General features: G+C 63.0%; 16 protein-coding genes and 1 pseudogene. 15 read left to right on the top strand and 2 right to left on the bottom strand.

Annotation, left to right across the window (positions count from 1 at the left end):
* Positions 1-72: 72 nt before the first annotated feature.
* The 3 genes from aceE (at position 73) to lpdA (ending at position 6419) form a co-directional block, all read left to right on the top strand.
* The gene (gene aceE / locus B0O95_RS07040; protein WP_104077256.1) at positions 73-2772 is read left to right on the top strand and encodes a pyruvate dehydrogenase (acetyl-transferring), homodimeric type; all 2700 of its coding nucleotides are present in this window, start codon (positions 73-75) and stop codon (positions 2770-2772) included.
* Between the two features lie 91 nt (positions 2773-2863).
* Positions 2864-4615, top strand: coding sequence for a dihydrolipoyllysine-residue acetyltransferase (aceF, locus tag B0O95_RS07035; protein WP_104077307.1), 1752 nt, complete (start codon positions 2864-2866; stop codon positions 4613-4615).
* A gap of 43 nt (positions 4616-4658) precedes the next feature.
* Positions 4659-6419: a dihydrolipoyl dehydrogenase gene (gene lpdA / locus B0O95_RS07030; RefSeq protein WP_104077255.1), complete on the top strand. Its 1761-nt coding sequence runs from the start codon at positions 4659-4661 to the stop codon at positions 6417-6419.
* A 118-nt stretch (positions 6420-6537) separates the two neighbouring features.
* On the opposite strand, the gene B0O95_RS07025 is transcribed toward lpdA, so the two are convergent.
* Positions 6538-7104, bottom strand: coding sequence for a phasin family protein (locus tag B0O95_RS07025; protein ID WP_104077254.1), 567 nt, complete (start codon positions 7102-7104; stop codon positions 6538-6540).
* Positions 7105-7673: 569 nt separating this feature from the next.
* Between B0O95_RS07025 and pbpG the strand changes: the two genes are divergently transcribed.
* Entirely contained in the window at positions 7674-8843 is a 1170-nt protein-coding gene (gene pbpG / locus B0O95_RS07020; RefSeq protein WP_104077253.1) for a D-alanyl-D-alanine endopeptidase, read from the top strand.
* Between the two features lie 139 nt (positions 8844-8982).
* Here pbpG and B0O95_RS07015 read toward each other — a convergent pair whose 3' ends face one another.
* Positions 8983-9783, bottom strand: a complete 801-nt coding sequence (locus B0O95_RS07015; RefSeq protein ID WP_104077306.1) for an IclR family transcriptional regulator — start codon at positions 9781-9783, stop codon at positions 8983-8985.
* Between the two features lie 131 nt (positions 9784-9914).
* Between B0O95_RS07015 and B0O95_RS07010 the strand changes: the two are divergent.
* The 11 genes and pseudogenes from B0O95_RS07010 to iscX all read left to right on the top strand — a co-directional run.
* Positions 9915-10244 (top strand): annotated as a pseudogene (locus B0O95_RS07010) (acyl-CoA dehydrogenase family protein); the annotation flags it as partial.
* A 40-nt stretch (positions 10245-10284) separates the two neighbouring features.
* A complete protein-coding gene (locus tag B0O95_RS07005; protein ID WP_233203192.1) occupies positions 10285-11460 on the top strand; it encodes an enoyl-CoA hydratase/isomerase family protein in 1176 nt (391 codons plus the stop codon).
* 112 nt (positions 11461-11572) lie between these two features.
* Positions 11573-12055 (top strand): low molecular weight protein-tyrosine-phosphatase, encoded by a 483-nt coding sequence (locus tag B0O95_RS07000; protein ID WP_104077252.1) that lies wholly within the window; start codon positions 11573-11575, stop codon positions 12053-12055.
* A gap of 150 nt (positions 12056-12205) precedes the next feature.
* Complete coding sequence (gene iscR, locus B0O95_RS06995; RefSeq protein WP_104077251.1) at positions 12206-12736, top strand: Fe-S cluster assembly transcriptional regulator IscR; 531 nt, start codon at positions 12206-12208, stop codon at positions 12734-12736.
* Positions 12737-12800: 64 nt separating this feature from the next.
* On the top strand, positions 12801-14024 hold the full coding sequence (locus tag B0O95_RS06990; RefSeq protein WP_104077250.1) for an IscS subfamily cysteine desulfurase: 1224 nt from the start codon (positions 12801-12803) through the stop codon (positions 14022-14024).
* A gap of 44 nt (positions 14025-14068) precedes the next feature.
* Positions 14069-14494, top strand: coding sequence for a Fe-S cluster assembly scaffold IscU (gene iscU, locus B0O95_RS06985; RefSeq protein ID WP_104077249.1), 426 nt, complete (start codon positions 14069-14071; stop codon positions 14492-14494).
* Positions 14495-14585: 91 nt separating this feature from the next.
* Positions 14586-14909 (top strand): iron-sulfur cluster assembly protein IscA, encoded by a 324-nt coding sequence (gene iscA, locus B0O95_RS06980; protein WP_104077248.1) that lies wholly within the window; start codon positions 14586-14588, stop codon positions 14907-14909.
* A gap of 82 nt (positions 14910-14991) precedes the next feature.
* Entirely contained in the window at positions 14992-15522 is a 531-nt protein-coding gene (gene hscB / locus B0O95_RS06975) for a Fe-S protein assembly co-chaperone HscB (RefSeq protein ID WP_104077247.1), read from the top strand.
* Between the two features lie 64 nt (positions 15523-15586).
* Positions 15587-17452, top strand: coding sequence for a Fe-S protein assembly chaperone HscA (gene hscA, locus B0O95_RS06970; RefSeq protein WP_104077246.1), 1866 nt, complete (start codon positions 15587-15589; stop codon positions 17450-17452).
* Between the two features lie 38 nt (positions 17453-17490).
* Positions 17491-17832, top strand: a complete 342-nt coding sequence (fdx, locus tag B0O95_RS06965; protein ID WP_104077245.1) for an ISC system 2Fe-2S type ferredoxin — start codon at positions 17491-17493, stop codon at positions 17830-17832.
* Positions 17833-17852: 20 nt separating this feature from the next.
* Positions 17853-18050, top strand: coding sequence for a Fe-S cluster assembly protein IscX (gene iscX, locus B0O95_RS06960; RefSeq protein ID WP_104077244.1), 198 nt, complete (start codon positions 17853-17855; stop codon positions 18048-18050).
* The last annotated feature ends 14 nt before the right edge of the window (positions 18051-18064 follow it).

Below are 18064 nucleotides of genomic sequence, written 5' to 3'. Positions count from 1 at the left end.
AGGCGGAACCGCGCGCGCGATAGCTGGTCACCTTGTGCTGCACGTTCCCCATATCAGGACCAGGAGACGCTCATGTCCGCCGTACCCGAGGAAGTGATGAAGTATGTCGCCGCCGAAAAAGACAACGACCCGCAAGAAACCGCCGAATGGCTCGAGGCGTTGGATGGCGTGCTGTCGGCCGTGGGCCCTGAGCGCGCACATTACCTGATCGAGAAGCAGATCGAATTTGCGCGAGTCCATGGCGAGCATCTGCCGTTCTCCGCGAACACGCCGTACATCAATACGATCCCCGTGTCCGCGCAGGCCAAGAACCCCGGCGATCAGGACATCGAACACCGGATCCGCTCGTACACGCGCTGGAATGCGCTGGCGATGGTGCTGCGCGCCGGCAAGCACACGAACGTCGGTGGGCACATTGCATCGTTTGCGTCGGCCGCCACGCTCTATGACGTCGGGTACAACCATTTCTGGCACGCGCCGAGCGCCGAACATGGCGGCGACCTGGTGTTCGTGCAGGGCCACTCGTCGCCCGGCATTTATTCGCGCGCGTTCCTGTTAGGCCGACTAACCGAGGAACAACTGGACAACTTCCGGCAGGAGGTCGGGGGCAAGGGCATCTCATCGTATCCGCACCCGTGGCTGATGCCAGATTTCTGGCAGTTCCCGACGGTGTCGATGGGCCTAGGCCCGATCATGGCGATCTACCAGGCGCGTTTCATGCGCTACCTGGAGGCGCGCGGCATTGCGAAGACCGCCGGGCGCAAGGTTTGGGCTTTCCTCGGTGACGGCGAAACCGACGAGCCGGAATCGCTCGGCGCGATCGGCATGGCCGGACGTGAGAAGCTGGACAATCTCGTGTTCGTGATCAACTGCAACCTGCAGCGGCTGGACGGGCCGGTGCGAGGCAACGGCAAGATCATCCAGGAGTTGGAGTCCGAATTCCGCGGTGCGGGCTGGAACGTGATCAAGGTGATCTGGGGCAGCCGTTGGGATTCGCTGTTCGCGCGTGACAAGACGGGCGCGTTGATGCGCCGGATGATGGAAGTAGTCGATGGCGAATACCAGACGTACAAGTCGGAGTCCGGCGCCTACGTGCGCGAGCATTTCTTCAACACGCCGGAACTCAAGGCGCTGGTGGCGGACTGGTCCGACGATGACATCTGGAATTTGAACCGAGGCGGCCACGATCCGCATAAGATCTACGCGGCATTTCATGCGGCGCAGCATAATGTCGGCCAGCCGACCGTGATCCTGGCAAAGACCATCAAGGGCTACGGGATGGGCGAGGCCGGGCAGGCAATGAACATTACCCACCAGCAGAAGAAAATGCAGGTGGACCAACTGAAGAAGTTCCGCGACCAGTTCCGGCTGCCGATCTCGGACGACGAGATCGCCGATGTGCCTTACCTGAAGTTCGACGAGGGTTCAAAGGAGCTTGAGTACATGCGCCAGCACCGGCTGGCGCTCGGTGGCTATCTGCCGCAGCGACGGATGAAGGCCGATATGTCGCTGGACGTGCCGCCGCTGTCTGCGTTCGAACCGGTGCTCAAGGGCACCGGCGAGGGACGCGAGATCTCCACGACGATGGCGTTCGTGCGGATCTTGAACATCCTGCTCAAGGACAAGGCGCTCGGCAAGCGGATCGTGCCGATCGTGCCAGACGAGTCGCGCACGTTCGGCATGGAGGGGCTGTTCCGCCAGATCGGCATCTGGAACCAGGAAGGGCAGAAGTACGTGCCGGAAGATTCCGACCAGCTGATGTTCTACAAGGAATCGACGACCGGACAGATCCTGCAGGAAGGCATCAACGAGGCGGGCGGCATCTGCGACTGGATCGCGGCGGCGACGTCGTACTCGACGCACAACGAGATCATGGTGCCGTTCTACATCTTCTACTCGATGTTTGGCTTCCAGCGCGTCGGTGATCTGGCCTGGGCCGCCGGCGACATGCGCTCGCGCGGTTTCCTGCTCGGCGGCACTGCGGGACGCACGACGCTCAATGGCGAAGGGTTACAGCATGAGGATGGGCATTCGCTGTTGTGGGCGTCGTCAATCCCAAATTGCGTCAGCTACGATCCGACATATGGCTACGAGCTTGCGGTGATCATCCAGGATGGCTTGCGCCGCATGGTGCAGGAGCAGCAGGACGTGTTCTATTACCTGACGGTAATGAACGAAAACTACGAGCATCCGGCGATGCCCGAGGGCGAGCATGTCGCGCAGCACATCGTCAAGGGCATGTATTCATTGCGCAAGGCTGAAGCGGACAAGGACGCTCCGCGCGTGCAATTGCTCGGTGCTGGCACGATCCTGAACGAAGTGATTGCCGCAGCCGAGTTACTGAAAAACGATTGGGGCGTGGCCGCCGACCTCTGGAGCGTGCCGAGCTTCATCGAACTGGCCCGCGAAGGACATGCAGTACAGCGCCAGAATCTGCTCAACCCGCTCGCCGAGCCCAAGCTGTCGCACGTGCAGACCTTGCTGAAGGACACGCAGGGGCCGGTGATCGCGTCGACTGACTATGTACGCTCGCTGGCCGAGCAGATCCGCGCATTCGTGCCGCGTCGCTATGTGGTGCTTGGCACCGATGGCTTTGGTCGTTCCGATACGCGCGAGAAGCTGCGTCACTTCTTCGAGGTCGACCGCTATTGGGTCACGGTGGCCGCGCTGCACGCGTTGGCCGACGAAGGCACGATTGACCGCAAGCGGGTGGCGCAAGCGCTGCAGAAATACCAGCTCGATCCGGCCAAGCCGAATCCGGTGACTGTCTAACGCCATTTTCCCGCATTGCGCGAATGCGCTGCCCCGTGTGCGACAGCCGTGGCTGGCCGTCGCACACGCGTGGCTGATGGAGACAAAATCAATGAGTGAAGCGATCGAAGTGAAGGTGCCGGACATCGGCGACTACAAGGACGTGCCGGTGATCGAAGTGCTGGTCAAGCCGGGCGATGTCGTCGAGCCGGAGCAGTCGCTGGTCACGCTCGAGTCGGACAAGGCGACGATGGACGTGCCGAGCCCGAGCGCCGGTGTCGTCAAGGAAGTAAAAATCAAGCAGGGCGATACGGTCTCCGAAGGGTCGCTGATCGTGATCCTCGATCGCGCGAGCAGTGCGTCGGCGCCTAACGGTCACAGTGCGGCGCAATCCGCCGCAGCCGCTGCGCCGGCCGCGGGCTCGGCGTCCGCCGCAGGCTCAGCGCCCGCTGCCACGCCGGCGCCGCCCGCCGCTGCGGCTACGGCCTCAGAGCGGGCCGCATCGCCTGCCGCGTCGGGTAGAGCCGGCGGCGGCGTCCGCGAGGTCAAGGTCCCCGATATCGGTGACTACAAGGACGTGCCGGTGATCGAAGTGCACGTGAAGGTGGGCGACGTCGTCGAACCGGAGCAATCGCTGGTCACGCTCGAGTCGGACAAGGCAACGATGGACGTGCCGAGCCCGGCCGCTGGCATGGTGAAGGCACTGAAAGTCAACGTCGGCGACATGGTGTCGGAAGGCACGCTGATCGTCGTGCTGGAGAGGGAGAGCGCCGATGACGTGGCCTGTGAGCAGGCGCAGCCTGTGCCGGCCGCGCTACCGGCTACGGCGTCCAAACCGGTTCAGCAGCCTTCGGACTGGTCGGTTGCGCCAACGCCGGCGAGCGGCGCTGACGAGCCGTCGGCGCTTGCGCAGGCGCCGGTGATCCCGATTGCCGGCGCACACCGTGCCAGTCACGCGAGCCCGTCGGTGCGCAAGTTCGCGCGCGAGTTAGGTGTCGAGGTCGCGCGCGTGTCGGGCACGGGCCCGAAGGGCCGGATCACGCGCGAGGATGTGACCGCCTATGTGAAGGGCGTGATGACCGGACCGCGCGGCGTGCCAGCGGGCGCAACCGCCGCGTCGGGCGGCGCGGGACTGGACCTGCTGCCCTGGCCGAAGGTCGACTTTGCGAAGTTCGGCCCGGTGCAGGCCAAGCCCCTGTCGAGGATCAAGAAGATTTCTGGGGCGAACCTGCATCGCAACTGGGTCATGATCCCACACGTGACGAACAACGACGAAGCCGATATTACCGAGCTTGAGATGTTGCGCGTGCAACTGAACAAGGAAAACGAGAAGGCGGGCATCAAGGTGACAATGCTCGCGTTCGTGATCAAGGCGGTCGTCGCCGCGCTGAAGAAATTCCCGATCTTCAACACCAGCCTGGACGGCGACCACCTAGTGTTCAAACAGTATTTCAATATTGGCTTTGCGGCCGATACGCCGAACGGGCTCGTCGTGCCGGTGCTCAAGGATGCTGACCACAAAGGTGTGCTCGACATTGCGAAGGAAACCGCGGAACTGGCGAGGCTGGCTCGTGAAGGCAAGCTGAAGCCGGACCAGATGCAGGGCGGCTCGATTTCGATTTCGTCGCTTGGCGGCATCGGCGGCACGCATTTCACGCCGATCATCAATGCACCGGAAGTGGCGATTCTCGGCCTGTCCAAGAGCGCTTACAAGCCGGTCTGGGACGGCAAGCAGTTTGTCCCGCGGTTGATGCTGCCGCTGTCGCTGTCGTACGACCATCGTGTGATCGATGGCGCGGAGGCTGCGCGCTTCAACGCATACCTGGTCCAGATCCTCGCGGATTTCCGCCGCGTGATGCTGTGACTAGACGATATCAACCCGTTGCGCGAACAAGAAGGGGACGTGGATGAGTCTCGTTGAAGTGAAAGTGCCCGACATCGGCGATTTCAAGGACGTCAGCGTGGTCGAGGTATTGGTCCAGCCTGGCGATACGATCGACAAGGAGCAGTCGCTGTTGACGCTAGAAAGCGACAAGGCGTCGATGGAGGTGCCGAGCGACTACGCCGGCACCGTGAAGGAGGTCAAGGTCAAGGCCGGCGACAACGTGTCCGAGGGCACCGTGATTGCGATCATGGAGGTTGCCGACCAGGCGGCGCGTGCCGACGACGGCCGCACCGCGGCAAGGTCGCCGGCTGCGGCCACCGCGTCCGCCCCGACCGCTGCGTCGGCGCCGACCTCGCCGGCCGCGGGCAGTGCCGACATCGAATGTGACGTGTTGGTGCTCGGCGCCGGCCCGGGCGGGTACTCGGCCGCGTTTCGCGCTGCCGACCTTGGCCTGAAAACCGTGCTCGTCGAGCGCTATCCGACACTGGGCGGCGTTTGCCTGAATGTCGGGTGCATTCCGTCGAAGGCGTTGCTGCACACCGCCGCCATCGTTGACGAGGCGGCGGCGCTGGCAGCGCATGGGATCACGCTCGGCAAGCCGCAGATCGATTTGGGTAAGCTGCGCGAGTTCAAGAGCGGCGTGGTGCGTAAGCTGACGACCGGGCTCGCTGGCATGGCCAAGGCGCGCAAGGTGCAGGTGGTGGCCGGCGTCGGGGCGTTCGTCGACCCTTACCATCTCGAGGTGGGGGCCGACGGCGGCAAGCAGATCGTGCGGTTCAAGCAGGCGATCATCGCGGCCGGCTCGCAAGCCGTGAAACTGCCGTTCCTGCCCGACGACGCACGCGTCATCGACTCCACTGGCGCGTTGGAGCTGCCGCAAATCCCGCAGCGGATGCTAGTGATCGGCGGCGGAATCATCGGGCTCGAGATGGCCACCGTGTACTCGACGCTCGGCGCGAGCATCGACGTGGTCGAGATGCTCGATGGCTTGATGCAGGGCGCGGACCGGGACCTCGTCAAAGTATGGGAGAAGTTCAACGCAAAGCGCTTCGCAAACGTGATGCTGAAGACCAAGACCACGGCTGCCGAAGCTAAACCGGACGGCATCTATGTGAGTTTCGAAGGCGAGCATGCGCCAACGGGTCCTCAGCGCTACGACTTAGTGCTCGTCGCAGTCGGGCGCAGTCCGAACGGCAAGCGCATTGGCGCCGAGCGTGCCGGCGTTGCAGTGACCGAGCGCGGTTTCATCGATGTCGACAAGCAGATGCGTACCAACGTGCCGCACATCTATGCGATCGGCGATATCGTGGGTCAGCCGATGCTCGCGCACAAGGCGGTCCACGAAGGGCATGTGGCAGCGCAGGCCGCCGCCGGCGAAAAATCTTACTTCGATGCGCTGCAGATTCCTTCGGTGGCGTACACCGACCCCGAGGTCGCATGGGCCGGCAAGACAGAGGCGCAACTAAAGGCCGAAGGCGTCCAGTACGGCAAGGCCGTGTTTCCGTGGGCTGCTTCCGGGCGCGCGATTGCGAACGGCCGGGACGAGGGCTTTACGAAGTTGTTGTTCGATGAGCAGACCCATCGCGTGATTGGCGGCGGTATCGTCGGACTCAATGCGGGCGATTTGATCAGCGAGATTTGCCTGGCCGTGGAAATGGGCGCGGACGCGACGGATATCGGCAAGACGATTCATCCGCACCCGACGCTCGGCGAGTCGGTTGGGATGGCCGCGGAGTTGTACGAGGGCGTCTGCACCGATTTGCCGCCGCAGCGCAAGAAGTAAAATGGGCCGTTAACACGCACGGATACCATCGTGCCGTTCAACCTTGCGCCGGCATGGGTTCACGCACCACACTGTTGCCTCGGGCGCTGCTAGCTCTGTGACGCCGAGCGGGTAGCCGTTACTTCTTGGCGGCGCGCGATGCCTGTGCGGCCGCCTGCTGAGCAGCTTTCGACGCAGCGGTGGCGGCGGCGTTGAAGTTGCTTTCGGCGATCTCAACCGCCTGCTTTGTGGCCTTTTGCACCGCTTCGTAGGTCGTGCTCGCGGCGGTGATCGCCGACTTCAACACCGAGACGGCGGTTTCTGAGCCAGCCGGCGCGTTCTTCGCGACATTGTCGATGAACGCCTGCACCTTGCGGCTTTGTTCCTCGTACTGCGCTTCGGCAACGCGAACGAATTCAGCTTGCGTGGCCGACGCGATCTCGTACAGATGCCGGCCATACGACAGGACCTTCTCCGCGGCAGGCTGCGTCAGGCTGGTTTGCAGCGACAACAGCTCCTGCGCATCCTTCACCGACAGCGTGCGGTGCGCGTTTTCCTGAGATTCGGCCAGTGTAGACTTTGCCGCTTGCAGGTTCAGTTCAACGAGTTTTTCGACGCTTTCGAACGCTTTGTTCGTCAAACCAAACCACATTTCCAGATTCGCCTTCTGGGCGGCAGCGATTTGCTCGGGGGTCAACAGATTCATGCTTGCGCTCCTGATCCGACCCTGGCGGGGCCGCTGGTGGGGAGAAAGGCCGCCGCGCTGTTGTGCAGTGCAGCATGATGCGCATTTTAGGCGCGTTTGCGCGCGTGTCAAGTTTTTTGTGCAGTGCGCAAATTAGGCTTCGACTTAATAAACAAGTGTTTAGCGACGTAAGCCGATGGGGCGCTGCAGCCAGTGCGGCTCGCTCAACGCAGCGTCTCGGCACACTGCGCTTCGCCTAGTCGGGATGTACACGCACAGTTGTGTGTCAATTTCGAGAACGTTTGGGTCGTTGATTTGTTGTAGCGCGGCACGAAGGCATCCTTGTGCTGTCTCGGGGTAATCCTGGTTCAACGTCGGCGGCACCCAACCGTTAAGTCGGAGGTAGACACCGTTAAGCGACGGTGTAGCGAACCACCGTGCGCGCCTGATTACTGATTTCAATTACACTGCGAGGCTCGATTGTCTGCCTGAACGCCTGACAGATCTTGGGTTAAGTATTGGCGATAAGTGACTGATAGGTTAGTCATTCCGGGCTTGGCTACACTTTCGGAAATCCGGTCATAACACGAATGAAAAGCACCCTGTTTTCATCGCTGAAAGGCATCTGTGTCGCTGCTTTCGGCACGGCGTTGTCCATCGCCGGCTCAGCTGTGCTGATGGCTGCGCTGGTCGCGCCGGCCAACGCGTATGCTGTCACCGCCGCGAAGGCGGCGCGCGAATCCCGTGCGAGCCATGCTGCCGCCCGCAAAGGTGGCAAGGCGTTGACTGCGAAGCGCGCGTCCAAGACCCAGCAGGCCCGCGCCGCGCGCTCGAGCAAGGTGGTGCGACTGGCCGCCGCGCAGCCGTCGAAACAGCGCGTGTCGGCGCGGCTGAAGGGCCGTACGCACCATGCGGCCGTGCGCCGGGTCGCGTACCAGCCCAGGCCCGCAGTAGGCGCGTTCACGCTGCAATCCGACGGCAGCGTGGCGTTGCGCTCGACGGTGGGCTTCATGGTCGATCAGAACACCGGTGAGGTACTGTACGACAAGAATTCGGCGTCAGTCGTGCCGATCGCGTCGATCACGAAGCTGATGACCGCGATGGTCGTGCTGGATTCGAAGGCGCTGCTCAATGAGAGGCTGACGGTGACCGATGAGGACCGCGACTACGAGAAGGGCACCGGTTCCCGGTTGTCGATCGGCTCGACGTTGTCGCGCGAGGATATGCTGCACATCGCGCTGATGGCCTCGGAGAATCGCGCTGCTGCGGCGCTGTCGCGCTACTATCCCGGCGGCCGGCCCGGGTTCATCGCGGCGATGAACCGCAAAGCCGCCGAATTGGGCATGGCCCAAACCCATTTCCAGAACGCGACCGGCCTGACCTCGCAGAACGTGTCCAGCGCGCGCGACCTCGCGAAGATGGTCAATGCGGCATATCAGTATCCGCTGATCCGCCAGTTCTCCACTGACCGCAGCTATGATGTGTTCACCGGCAAGCGCACGCTCGCCTATAACAGCACGAACGCGCTGGTGCGCAACACTTCGTGGGACATCGGGTTGCAGAAAACCGGCTTCATCAACGAGGCCGGCGAATGCCTGGTCATGCAGGCAACGATCCATGGCCGGCCCGTGATCATGGTGCTGTTGGACTCGTTTGGCAAATATTCGCGCTTTGCCGATGCACAACGGTTACGCAATTGGATGGACAATGGCGGAGTGCAACGCGTGACGAGCGCACAAACCAACGGCGCTGGCACCTGAACTGCACCCGTGTGCCGGCGTGCGGTCAATCCGCGCACGGGCGCTGGCCGGGCCGGCGCGTGTTCGCGGGTCCGTCGTTCGCCGGTGATACCGGCGGATGGTGGATAGGACTGTCCACTGGTGGGTGGGACCGTTCATTTCACGCGGCGGCGGCCGTGGTGGTGTTCGCCGGCGGCTGGTACCCGAGCGCCTGTGAAATTTCCAGCGCGGTATGGGTGAGCTGCGCGAGCCATGCGTTTTGCAAGCGGTCCGCCGGCGCGGACAGTGACAGGCCTGCCACCAGTTTCGAGCTGTCGTCATAGATGCCAGCCGCGATGCATCGCACGCCCAGTTCCAGTTCCTCATTGTCACGTGCACACGCTTGCTGGCGCACGTGTGCCAGTTCGCGTTCCAGCTTCGCCAGATCCGTGATGCTGTTCTGCGTATGGCCGGCCAGCCCGGTGCGCGTTGCGTAGGCGCGCACGCGCGATGCTTCGTCCGCGGCCAGGAACAGCTTGCCGACGGACGTCAGGTGCAGCGGCGCGCGGCCACCGATCGCGCGGACCACCTGCATGCCGGAGCGCTCCGAATAGGCGCGTTCGATATAGACGATTTCGTCACCCTGCCTAACAGATAGGTTCACCGTTTGCCCAGTGAGCCGGTGCAGTTCGCGCATTGGGCCGAGCGCGGCGTCGCGCACCGACAACCGGGCTTTTACCAGATTGCCCAACTCGAGCAGGCGCATGCCCAGGCGGTACGTGCCCGGATCCGAACGATCGACGAGCCGGCACGTTACCATGTCGTTCAGGATTCGATGGGCGGTCGAGGGATGAAGCTCGGTGCGTTGCGCGAGGTCCTTGAGGCTGACAGGATCGCTATACGCGGCGAGCGTGTCGAGCAGCCGCATCATCCGGTCGATTACCTGGATCGAGGTCTTGGCTTCTGCGTTCAGGTCGCTCATCATGGATACCGCTATGCTGCAGTAGAAACCTGATTGTATCTCGTATGGTGAAAGATGCGAACGGGATGATGCAGGACTCTAATCGTTTCGCGCGAATCTGTACGTAGCCGGCACCCGAGCGGCGCGCGTAGGTGCAGTTCGGCAAGCCGCTGCGCGAGCACCAGAGCGTGGCCAATATGCTGGCGGACATGGCCACGCAACTGAACGCGGCGTGCTTGCTCGTGCATCACGCGGCGCGCTTGCGCACCGCTGGCAAGCCGTGCCTGTCCGAGGCGTCGCAGGCCAAGCTGTACGCGTCGGAGATGGCCGAGCGGGTGTGCTCCAGCGCGATCCAGGTGCATGGCGGATACGGCTATCTCGAGGGCTATGCCGTCGAGCGACACTACCGTGATGCGCGCATTACGCAGCTCTATGAAGGAACAAGCGAGGTACAGCGGATGGTGATTGCACGGCATGTCTAGCACGCGCGCCGTGCTGGTCAGCGTGATACGAGGAAGGGTTATGAAGACAGGGTCGCCCGCAGCGGGCGTGGTTGAGGCCGCCGCCGGAGCGCGGCGTGATATTCCGGCCGACGTACCGGTGACAGCCGAGCATTTGAGTTATCAGGTGATCAATCGGGTGGCGGTCGTGACGTTGAATCGTTCCGATGCGCTGAACGCGCTGTCGCATTCGATGGTGCGCACGCTGGCGCAATGGGTCGAGCAATGCCGGGCGGACGACCGGATTTTGGCGCTAGTGCTGCGCGGCGCCGGTGATAAGGGCTTTTGCGCAGGGGGCGATGTGCGGGCGCTGTACCGGCTGGCGAGCGCCGGCGAGCGCTCGTGGCAAGCGTTCTTCATTGACGAATATCGGCTCGATTTCACGCTGCATCATTTCCCTAAGCCCGTGGTAGCGCTGATGGACGGCATTACGATGGGCGGCGGGATGGGGTTGGCACAGGGTGCCTCGCTGCGGGTTGCCACCCAACGTAGCCGGATCGCGATGCCGGAAACGCGAATCGGTTTCGTGCCAGACGTGGGGGCCACGCGATTCTTGGCCGTGATGCCGGTGGAGTTGGAATTGTATGTTGGATTGACCGGCGTGACGCTCAGCGGGGCCGATGCGCAGCGGCTCGGATTGGCCGATCTGCTGGTTGACGCCGATGCGTTGCGCGATTTTGACGTGCGACTGTGTGAAGCGGACACCACGGACATCGAGCGTGCGCTGAAGCAGGCATTCGGCGGCCCCGATCACGAGCCGGTACGCAGTACCGTGGACGATTGGCGCGCGCTAGCCATGCGTCATTTCAATCCTCGCCACTCGGTTGAGCAGATCGTTGCGTCGCTACACGGCCATCTGTCGGCCGGTCCCCGCGAGGCCGAGCGCGAATGGCTCAGCGCGACCCTCGATGCGCTGACCGCCTATTCCCCCACCATGCTCAACGTGACGCGGCAGGCGTTGCTGCGGGGACGCCACATGACGCTGGCTGAATGTCTGCGGATGGAACTGGCGATTGCCACACAGGCGATCGACGACGGCGATTTCTGCGAAGGGGTGCGGGCGCATCTGATCGACAAGGACAAGCGGCCGCGCTGGGCGCCGGCCACGCTGGCCGAGGTCCGCGAAGAGGATGTGGCCGCGATACTGCGCTCGCCGTGGCGCGCCGACGCGCATCCGCTGGCCGACCTGCACGGCTGAGCCGTTCAACTCACGCATCGCGCACGCCGCGGCAATCGTGCCTATCGGCACAAGCGTGCAGCACGAGCATGGATTCCGGCGTAGAATTGCGGCGCTCCGAACATTCAAACCCATGAAAACCGTCGCGCTGCTTTTTGTCTGCCTTGGCAACATCTGCCGTTCCCCCACCGCCGAAGCGGTGATGCGCGCCAAGGTATACGAGGCCGGGCTGGCCGACACGATCCACTTAGACTCGGCCGGCACTGGAGACTGGCATGTAGGTGCCGCACCCGACCCCCGTGCGTGCCGCGCCGCGATGTCGCGGGGTTACGCATTGGATGCGTTGCGTGCCCGGCAGGTCAGCGCCGGCGATTTTGCGCGGTTCGATTTGCTGCTCGCGATGGATCATGACAACGTCGCCGAGCTGCGACGTCGCTGCCCGTCCGAGCATGGGCATAAGATCCGGCTGCTAATGGAGTTCGCGCGCCGTTACGATAGCGACATCGTTGACGATCCTTATTTCGGTGGCCACGAGGGCTTCGAGCGCGTGCTTGACGAAGTCGAGGACGCCTGCGACGGCTTGCTTGCGCAGTTGCGGCATCGCTACGCGATCTAAGCGACACGGAGCGCGCGGGCCGACGGCAGCGCACGTTGCCGCATGGGGCAGTGCACTATTCTATCCCTGACCGCGGTAGGGGTACTTGACTAAAATGCTAGGATATCTATACTTGACAAAAATCGTCGAGAATTACGGGTGCCCCACACCATGAGACTCACTACAAAAGGCCGCTTCGCCGTTACCGCGATGATCGACTTGGCGCTGCGCCAAGAGAAGGGCCCCGTGACGCTCGCGGGCATCAGTCAGCGGCAGCGGATCTCGCTGTCTTATTTGGAGCAGCTGTTTGGCAAGTTGCGCCGGCACGAGATCGTCGAGTCGGTGCGCGGACCGGGCGGCGGCTACAATCTCGCGCGCCGCGCCGACGAGGTGACCGTGGCCGACATCATTATCGCTGTTGACGAGCCGCTGGACGCGACGCAGTGCGGTGGCAAGGGCACGTGCGAGGGCACCAAGCAGCCAGACGGCCATTGCATGACGCATGAATTGTGGTCGACGCTGAACCAGAAGATGGTCGAGTACCTCGATTCCGTGTCGCTGCAGGACTTAGTCGACCAACAGCGTTCGCGCGAGAGTGCCTCGCCGGTGCGGCTCGACCGGCGAGGCGAGCCGGTAGCGCCGGACACGGTCCGCGTCGGGCCGAAAGGACCGAATTCCGTGTTCAACATCGCGCAGTCCTGAGCGGACGGCGACGCGACATACGGACACACGTATTGGCAGCAGACACAGACTTGCGGAGCCCCACATGAAAAATCCCCCGTTCCACCTGCCCATCTACATGGACTACAGCGCGACGACGCCCATTGACCCGCGCGTGGCGGATAAGATGATCCCGTACCTGCGCGAGCAATTCGGCAACCCGGCCTCGCGTAGCCATGCGTATGGCTGGGAAGCCGAGCGCGCGGTTGAGCAGGCGCGCGAGCAGGTGGCCGCGTTGGTCAATGCCGATCCGCGTGAGATCATCTGGACGTCGGGTGCAACCGAGTCGGACAACCTGGCGCTGAAGGGCGCGGCGAATTTTTATCGCAGTAAGGGCAAGCACATTGTCACGGTGAAGACCGAGCACAAGGCCGTGCTCGACACCACGCGCGAACTGGAGCGACAGGGCTTCGAGGTGACGTACCTGGACGTGCGCGACAATGGTCTGCTTGACCTGGAGGCATTCAGTGCGGCGTTGCGGCCGGACACCATTCTCGTGTCGGTGATGCATGTGAACAACGAGATTGGCGTGATCCAGGATATTGCGGCGATCGGCGAGATCTGCCGGCAAAAAGGGATCGTGTTCCATGTCGATGCCGCGCAGGCGACCGGCAAGGTCGAAATCGACCTACAGAAGTTGAAGGTCGACCTGATGTCGTTTTCCGCGCATAAGACATATGGGCCGAAGGGGATCGGTGCGCTGTATGTGCGGCGTAAGCCGCGCGTGCGGATCGAGGCGCAGATGCACGGCGGTGGCCATGAGCGGGGCATGCGCTCCGGCACGCTCGCCACCCATCAGATTGTGGGCATGGGCGAGGCGTTCCGGCTGGCCCGCGAGGAAATGGCCACCGAGAACGAGCGGGTGCGGATGCTGCGCGATCGCTTGCTCAACGGCCTGATGCGGATCGACGAGGTGTACGTGAACGGCGACATGCATGCGCGCGTGCCGCACAACCTGAACGTGAGCTTCAATTTCGTCGAGGGCGAGTCTCTGATCATGGCGGTCAAGGATGTCGCGGTATCGTCTGGTTCTGCCTGTACGTCCGCGTCGCTGGAGCCGTCGTACGTACTGCGCGCGCTGGGTCGTAACGACGAGCTGGCACATAGCTCGATCCGCTTCACGGTGGGACGCTTTACGACCGAGCAGGAAGTGGACTACGTGATCGAGTTGTTGAACAACAAGATCGCGAAGCTACGCGAGCTTTCGCCGCTGTGGGAAATGCATCAGGAAGGGATCGACCTGTCGTCGATCCAATGGGCTGCGCATTGAGCGCGACGGCTTGAACCTCTACCGATACAGCAAGGAGTACTGCAATGGCTTATAGCGACAAGGTTTTGGATCACTATGAAAACCCGCGCAATGTCGGGTCGTTTGCGAAGGACGACGACGCGGTCGGCACCGGTATGGTCGGTGCGCCGGCGTGCGGCGACGTGATGAAGCTGCAGATCCGGGTCGGCGCGGATGGGACCATCGAGGACGCGAAGTTCAAGACCTATGGCTGCGGCTCCGCGATCGCGTCCAGTTCGCTGGTGACGGAATGGGTCAAAGGCAAGACGCTGGATCAGGCACTATCGATCAAGAATACCCAGATCGCCGAGGAGTTGGCGCTGCCACCGGTGAAGATCCACTGCTCGATTTTGGCGGAAGACGCGATCAAGGCGGCGGTGGCTGACTACAAGAAGCGACGTGTGGCGGTGGCCGACGAACTTGCTGTCCAGGCGGGCGAAGCGACGGCTTGACGCGGAGAGCCGCGCGACCGGCCGGTCAGGCCGGTCAAGCGCGGCAGTGGGTGAACCGATGAATGATGGCCGGCCGGACCGGCGAACGACGATGGCGATCACTTTGACGGAAAAAGCAGCACAGCACGTGCAGAAGTATCTGACGCGCCGCGGCAAGGGCATCGGGCTGCGGCTCGGGGTGCGCACGACCGGCTGCTCGGGTCTGGCGTATAAGCTCGAATACGTCGATGAACTGGACTCCGGCGACATGGTGTTCGAGAGTCATGGGATTAAGGTCATCGTCGATCCGAAGAGCCTGGCGTACATCGACGGCACAGAACTGGATTTCGCTCGCGAGGGGCTGAACGAGGGGTTCCGGTTTAACAACCCGAACGTGAAGGACGAATGCGGGTGCGGCGAGTCGTTCCGCGTCTGAGTCGTCGCATGTTGTCTTTGGCGCCATTGGCGTATTCCCTCGGCGCCACCGAATAGTAGGGCGCCAGTTGTGATTTCCGACCATGCCTTCGCTGACTCAAAACCACTTCGAATTGTTCCAATTGCCCGAGCGTTTCGGGTTAGACGCGCGCGTGCTCGATGATGCCTATCGCGCCGTGCAGGCGCAGGTGCATCCGGACCGTTTCACTTCAGCTGGCGACGCGCAAAAGCGCATCGCGATGCAATGGGCAACGCGCGCGAATGAGGCGTATCAGACACTGAAGTCGCCACTGCGACGCGCGACCTATCTGTTGCACCTACGTGGCATCGACGTCGGTGCGGAAAACAATACCGCGATGGAACCGGCGTTCCTGATGCAGCAAATGGAATGGCGCGAGCGGACCGAGGATGCGGCTGCGGCGCGCAATGTTGATGCGCTGCAGACGCTGCTACGCGAGTTGCGGGACGAGGAATCGGCACGGCTCGTGCGGCTCGGCGAATGGCTCGATTCCGGTGCGGACCAGCCGGCGGCCGAAGCGGTGCGCCAGTTGATGTTTATCGAACGGGTCGCACACGAAATCGACGCACAGATCGACAAATTGGAGGCGGCGTGAAGCTTGCCGCCCGATGCGAGGCGCGATCGTCACGCGCCCGGCATCGTATCCCACATGGATAAAGATGGCCTTACTGCAAATCTCCGAACCCGGCATGGCGCCGGCGCCGCATCAGCGCCGAATCGCCATCGGCATCGACCTTGGGACAACCCACTCGCTGGTGGCCGCGGTGCGCAACAGCATCCCGGAGGTGCTGCCTGACGACGAAGGGCGGGCGTTGCTGCCATCCGTCGTTCGCTACCTGCCTGGCGGTGGGCGCAAGATCGGTTATCCGGCGAAGGAAGAGGCGGCGTTGGATCCGCGCAACACAATTGTCTCGGTCAAGCGCTTCATGGGGCGCGGCAAGGCCGACGTGCAGGACCTGGACAACGCACCTTACGCGTTCATCGATGCGCCTGGCATGGTCCAGCTGCAGACCGTGGACGGCGTGCGCAGCCCGGTCGAGGTCTCCGCGGAGATCCTCGCGACATTGCGGCAGCGCGCCGAGGATACGCTCGGTGACGAAATAGTCGGGGCCGTCATCACAGTTCCCGCGTATTTTGACGACGCACAGCGGCAGGCCACGAAAGATGCCGCACAGCTCGCTGGCTTGAACGTGTTGCGCTTGTTGAACGAGCCGACCGCCGCGGCAATCGCCTATGGGCTGGACAGCGGTGCGCAAGGGCTATACGCGGTGTACGACTTGGGTGGCGGCACATTTGACTTGTCGGTGCTCAAGCTCACGCGCGGCGTGTTCGAGGTGCTGTCCACGGGTGGCGATTCGGCGCTGGGCGGCGATGACTTCGATCAGGCGCTGTATCGGCATGTGCTGAACCGCGCGGCGCTTGGCACGCTGCCGCCGCAGGACGTGCGAGCGCTGCTGGATGCGGTGCGTGTTGCGAAGGAAACGCTGTCGGCTCAGGATGAGGCCGTGCTCGACGTCACGTTATCCTGCGGCCGGCGCGTCGTGCTGACGCTCACGGAAGCCGAATTCGCGACCATGACCCAGCCGCTGGTCGAACGTACGCTGGCGCTCACGCGCAAGGCGTTGCGCGATGCGAAGGCGGGGCCGCAGGACTTCGACGGCATCGTGCTGGTAGGCGGCTCCACGCGTATGCGTGGCGTGCGGCGTGCTGTCGAGCAGTATTTCGGCAAGGCGCCGTTGACCGACTTGGATCCGGACCAGGTCGTCGCACTGGGCGCCGCGATCCAGGCCGACGTGCTGGCCGGCAACCGGCGCGAGGGTGACGACTGGTTGCTGCTCGACGTGATACCGCTGTCGCTCGGATTGGAGACGATGGGCGGGCTGGTGGAGAAGATCATTCCGCGGAACTCGACGATTCCTGTGGCACGGGCGCAGGAATTCACGACGTTCAAGGACGGCCAGAGCGCGATGGCCATTCACGTGGTGCAAGGCGAGCGTGAATTGGTGTCCGACTGTCGCTCGCTCGCGCGTTTCGAGTTGCGTGGCATTCCGCCGATGACCGCCGGCGCCGCTCGGATCCGCGTCACATTTCAGGTCGATGCGGACGGGCTGTTGTCCGTGTCCGCTTGCGAATTGCAGTCGGGAACGCAGGCCGCAGTGGTCGTTAAGCCGTCGTACGGGCTGGGTGATAACGATATCGCGCGGATGCTCGAGGATAGTTTCAGCAGCGCGGAGCGCGACATGCGCGCGAGGGCGTTACGCGAAGCACAAATCGACGCGCGGCGCCTGGTGGACGCAACCGACGCGGCGCTGGCGGCCGATGGGGAATTGCTCGACGCTGCCGAGCGTGCCGACGTCGATGCCAAATTGAACGCGCTGCGCGCCGTGGTTGACGGCGACGACGCGGACCGCATCGACGAGGCGACGAAAGCCCTGGCGGCCGCGACCGACGAGTTCGCCGCGCGGCGCATGGACAAGAGTATTCGTGGCGCGCTCGCTGGCCGTAAGCTTGACGAAATTGGCTGATCGTTGCCGCCACTGCCGCTTTACAGGACTGTTTTCCAATGCCTCAAATCGTTGTTTTGCCCCATGTCGAATTGTGCCCCGAGGGAGCGGTGCTTGAAGCCGAGCCTGGCACGAGCGTCTGCGATACGTTGCTGGATGCTGGAATCGAGATCGAGCATGCGTGCGAGAAGTCGTGCGCGTGCACCACGTGCCACGTGATCGTGCGCGAAGGATTCGATGCGCTGGCACCGTCCGAGGAGGATGAGGACGACCTGCTGGACAAGGCTTGGGGCCTGGAGCCGACTTCCCGGTTATCGTGTCAGGCCAAGGTGCCGCAAAATGCGGATCTGGTGATCGAGATTCCGAAATACTCGATCAATCATGCGAAGGAAAACCACTGAGTCCGAGGAGGGCGGCAGCGATGAAATGGACCGACACGAACGACATCGCGATGGCACTGACCGATGCCCATCCCGACGTTGACCCTCAATATGTGCGTTTCACTGACCTGCATCGATGGGTGACGGAACTGGACGGCTTTGACGACGACCCGGAGCGCTCGAGCGAAAAGATTCTCGAGGCGATCCAGGCCGCGTGGATCGAAGACGCCGACTACTAAACCTCGCGCACGTC

It is taken from the genome of Mycetohabitans endofungorum (genome assembly GCF_002927045.1).
In the GTDB taxonomy this organism is placed as follows: Bacteria; Pseudomonadota; Gammaproteobacteria; order Burkholderiales; family Burkholderiaceae; genus Mycetohabitans; species Mycetohabitans endofungorum.
Note: the sequence above shows the minus strand (reverse complement) of the source record. Positions and strands in the feature narration are given on the sequence as shown.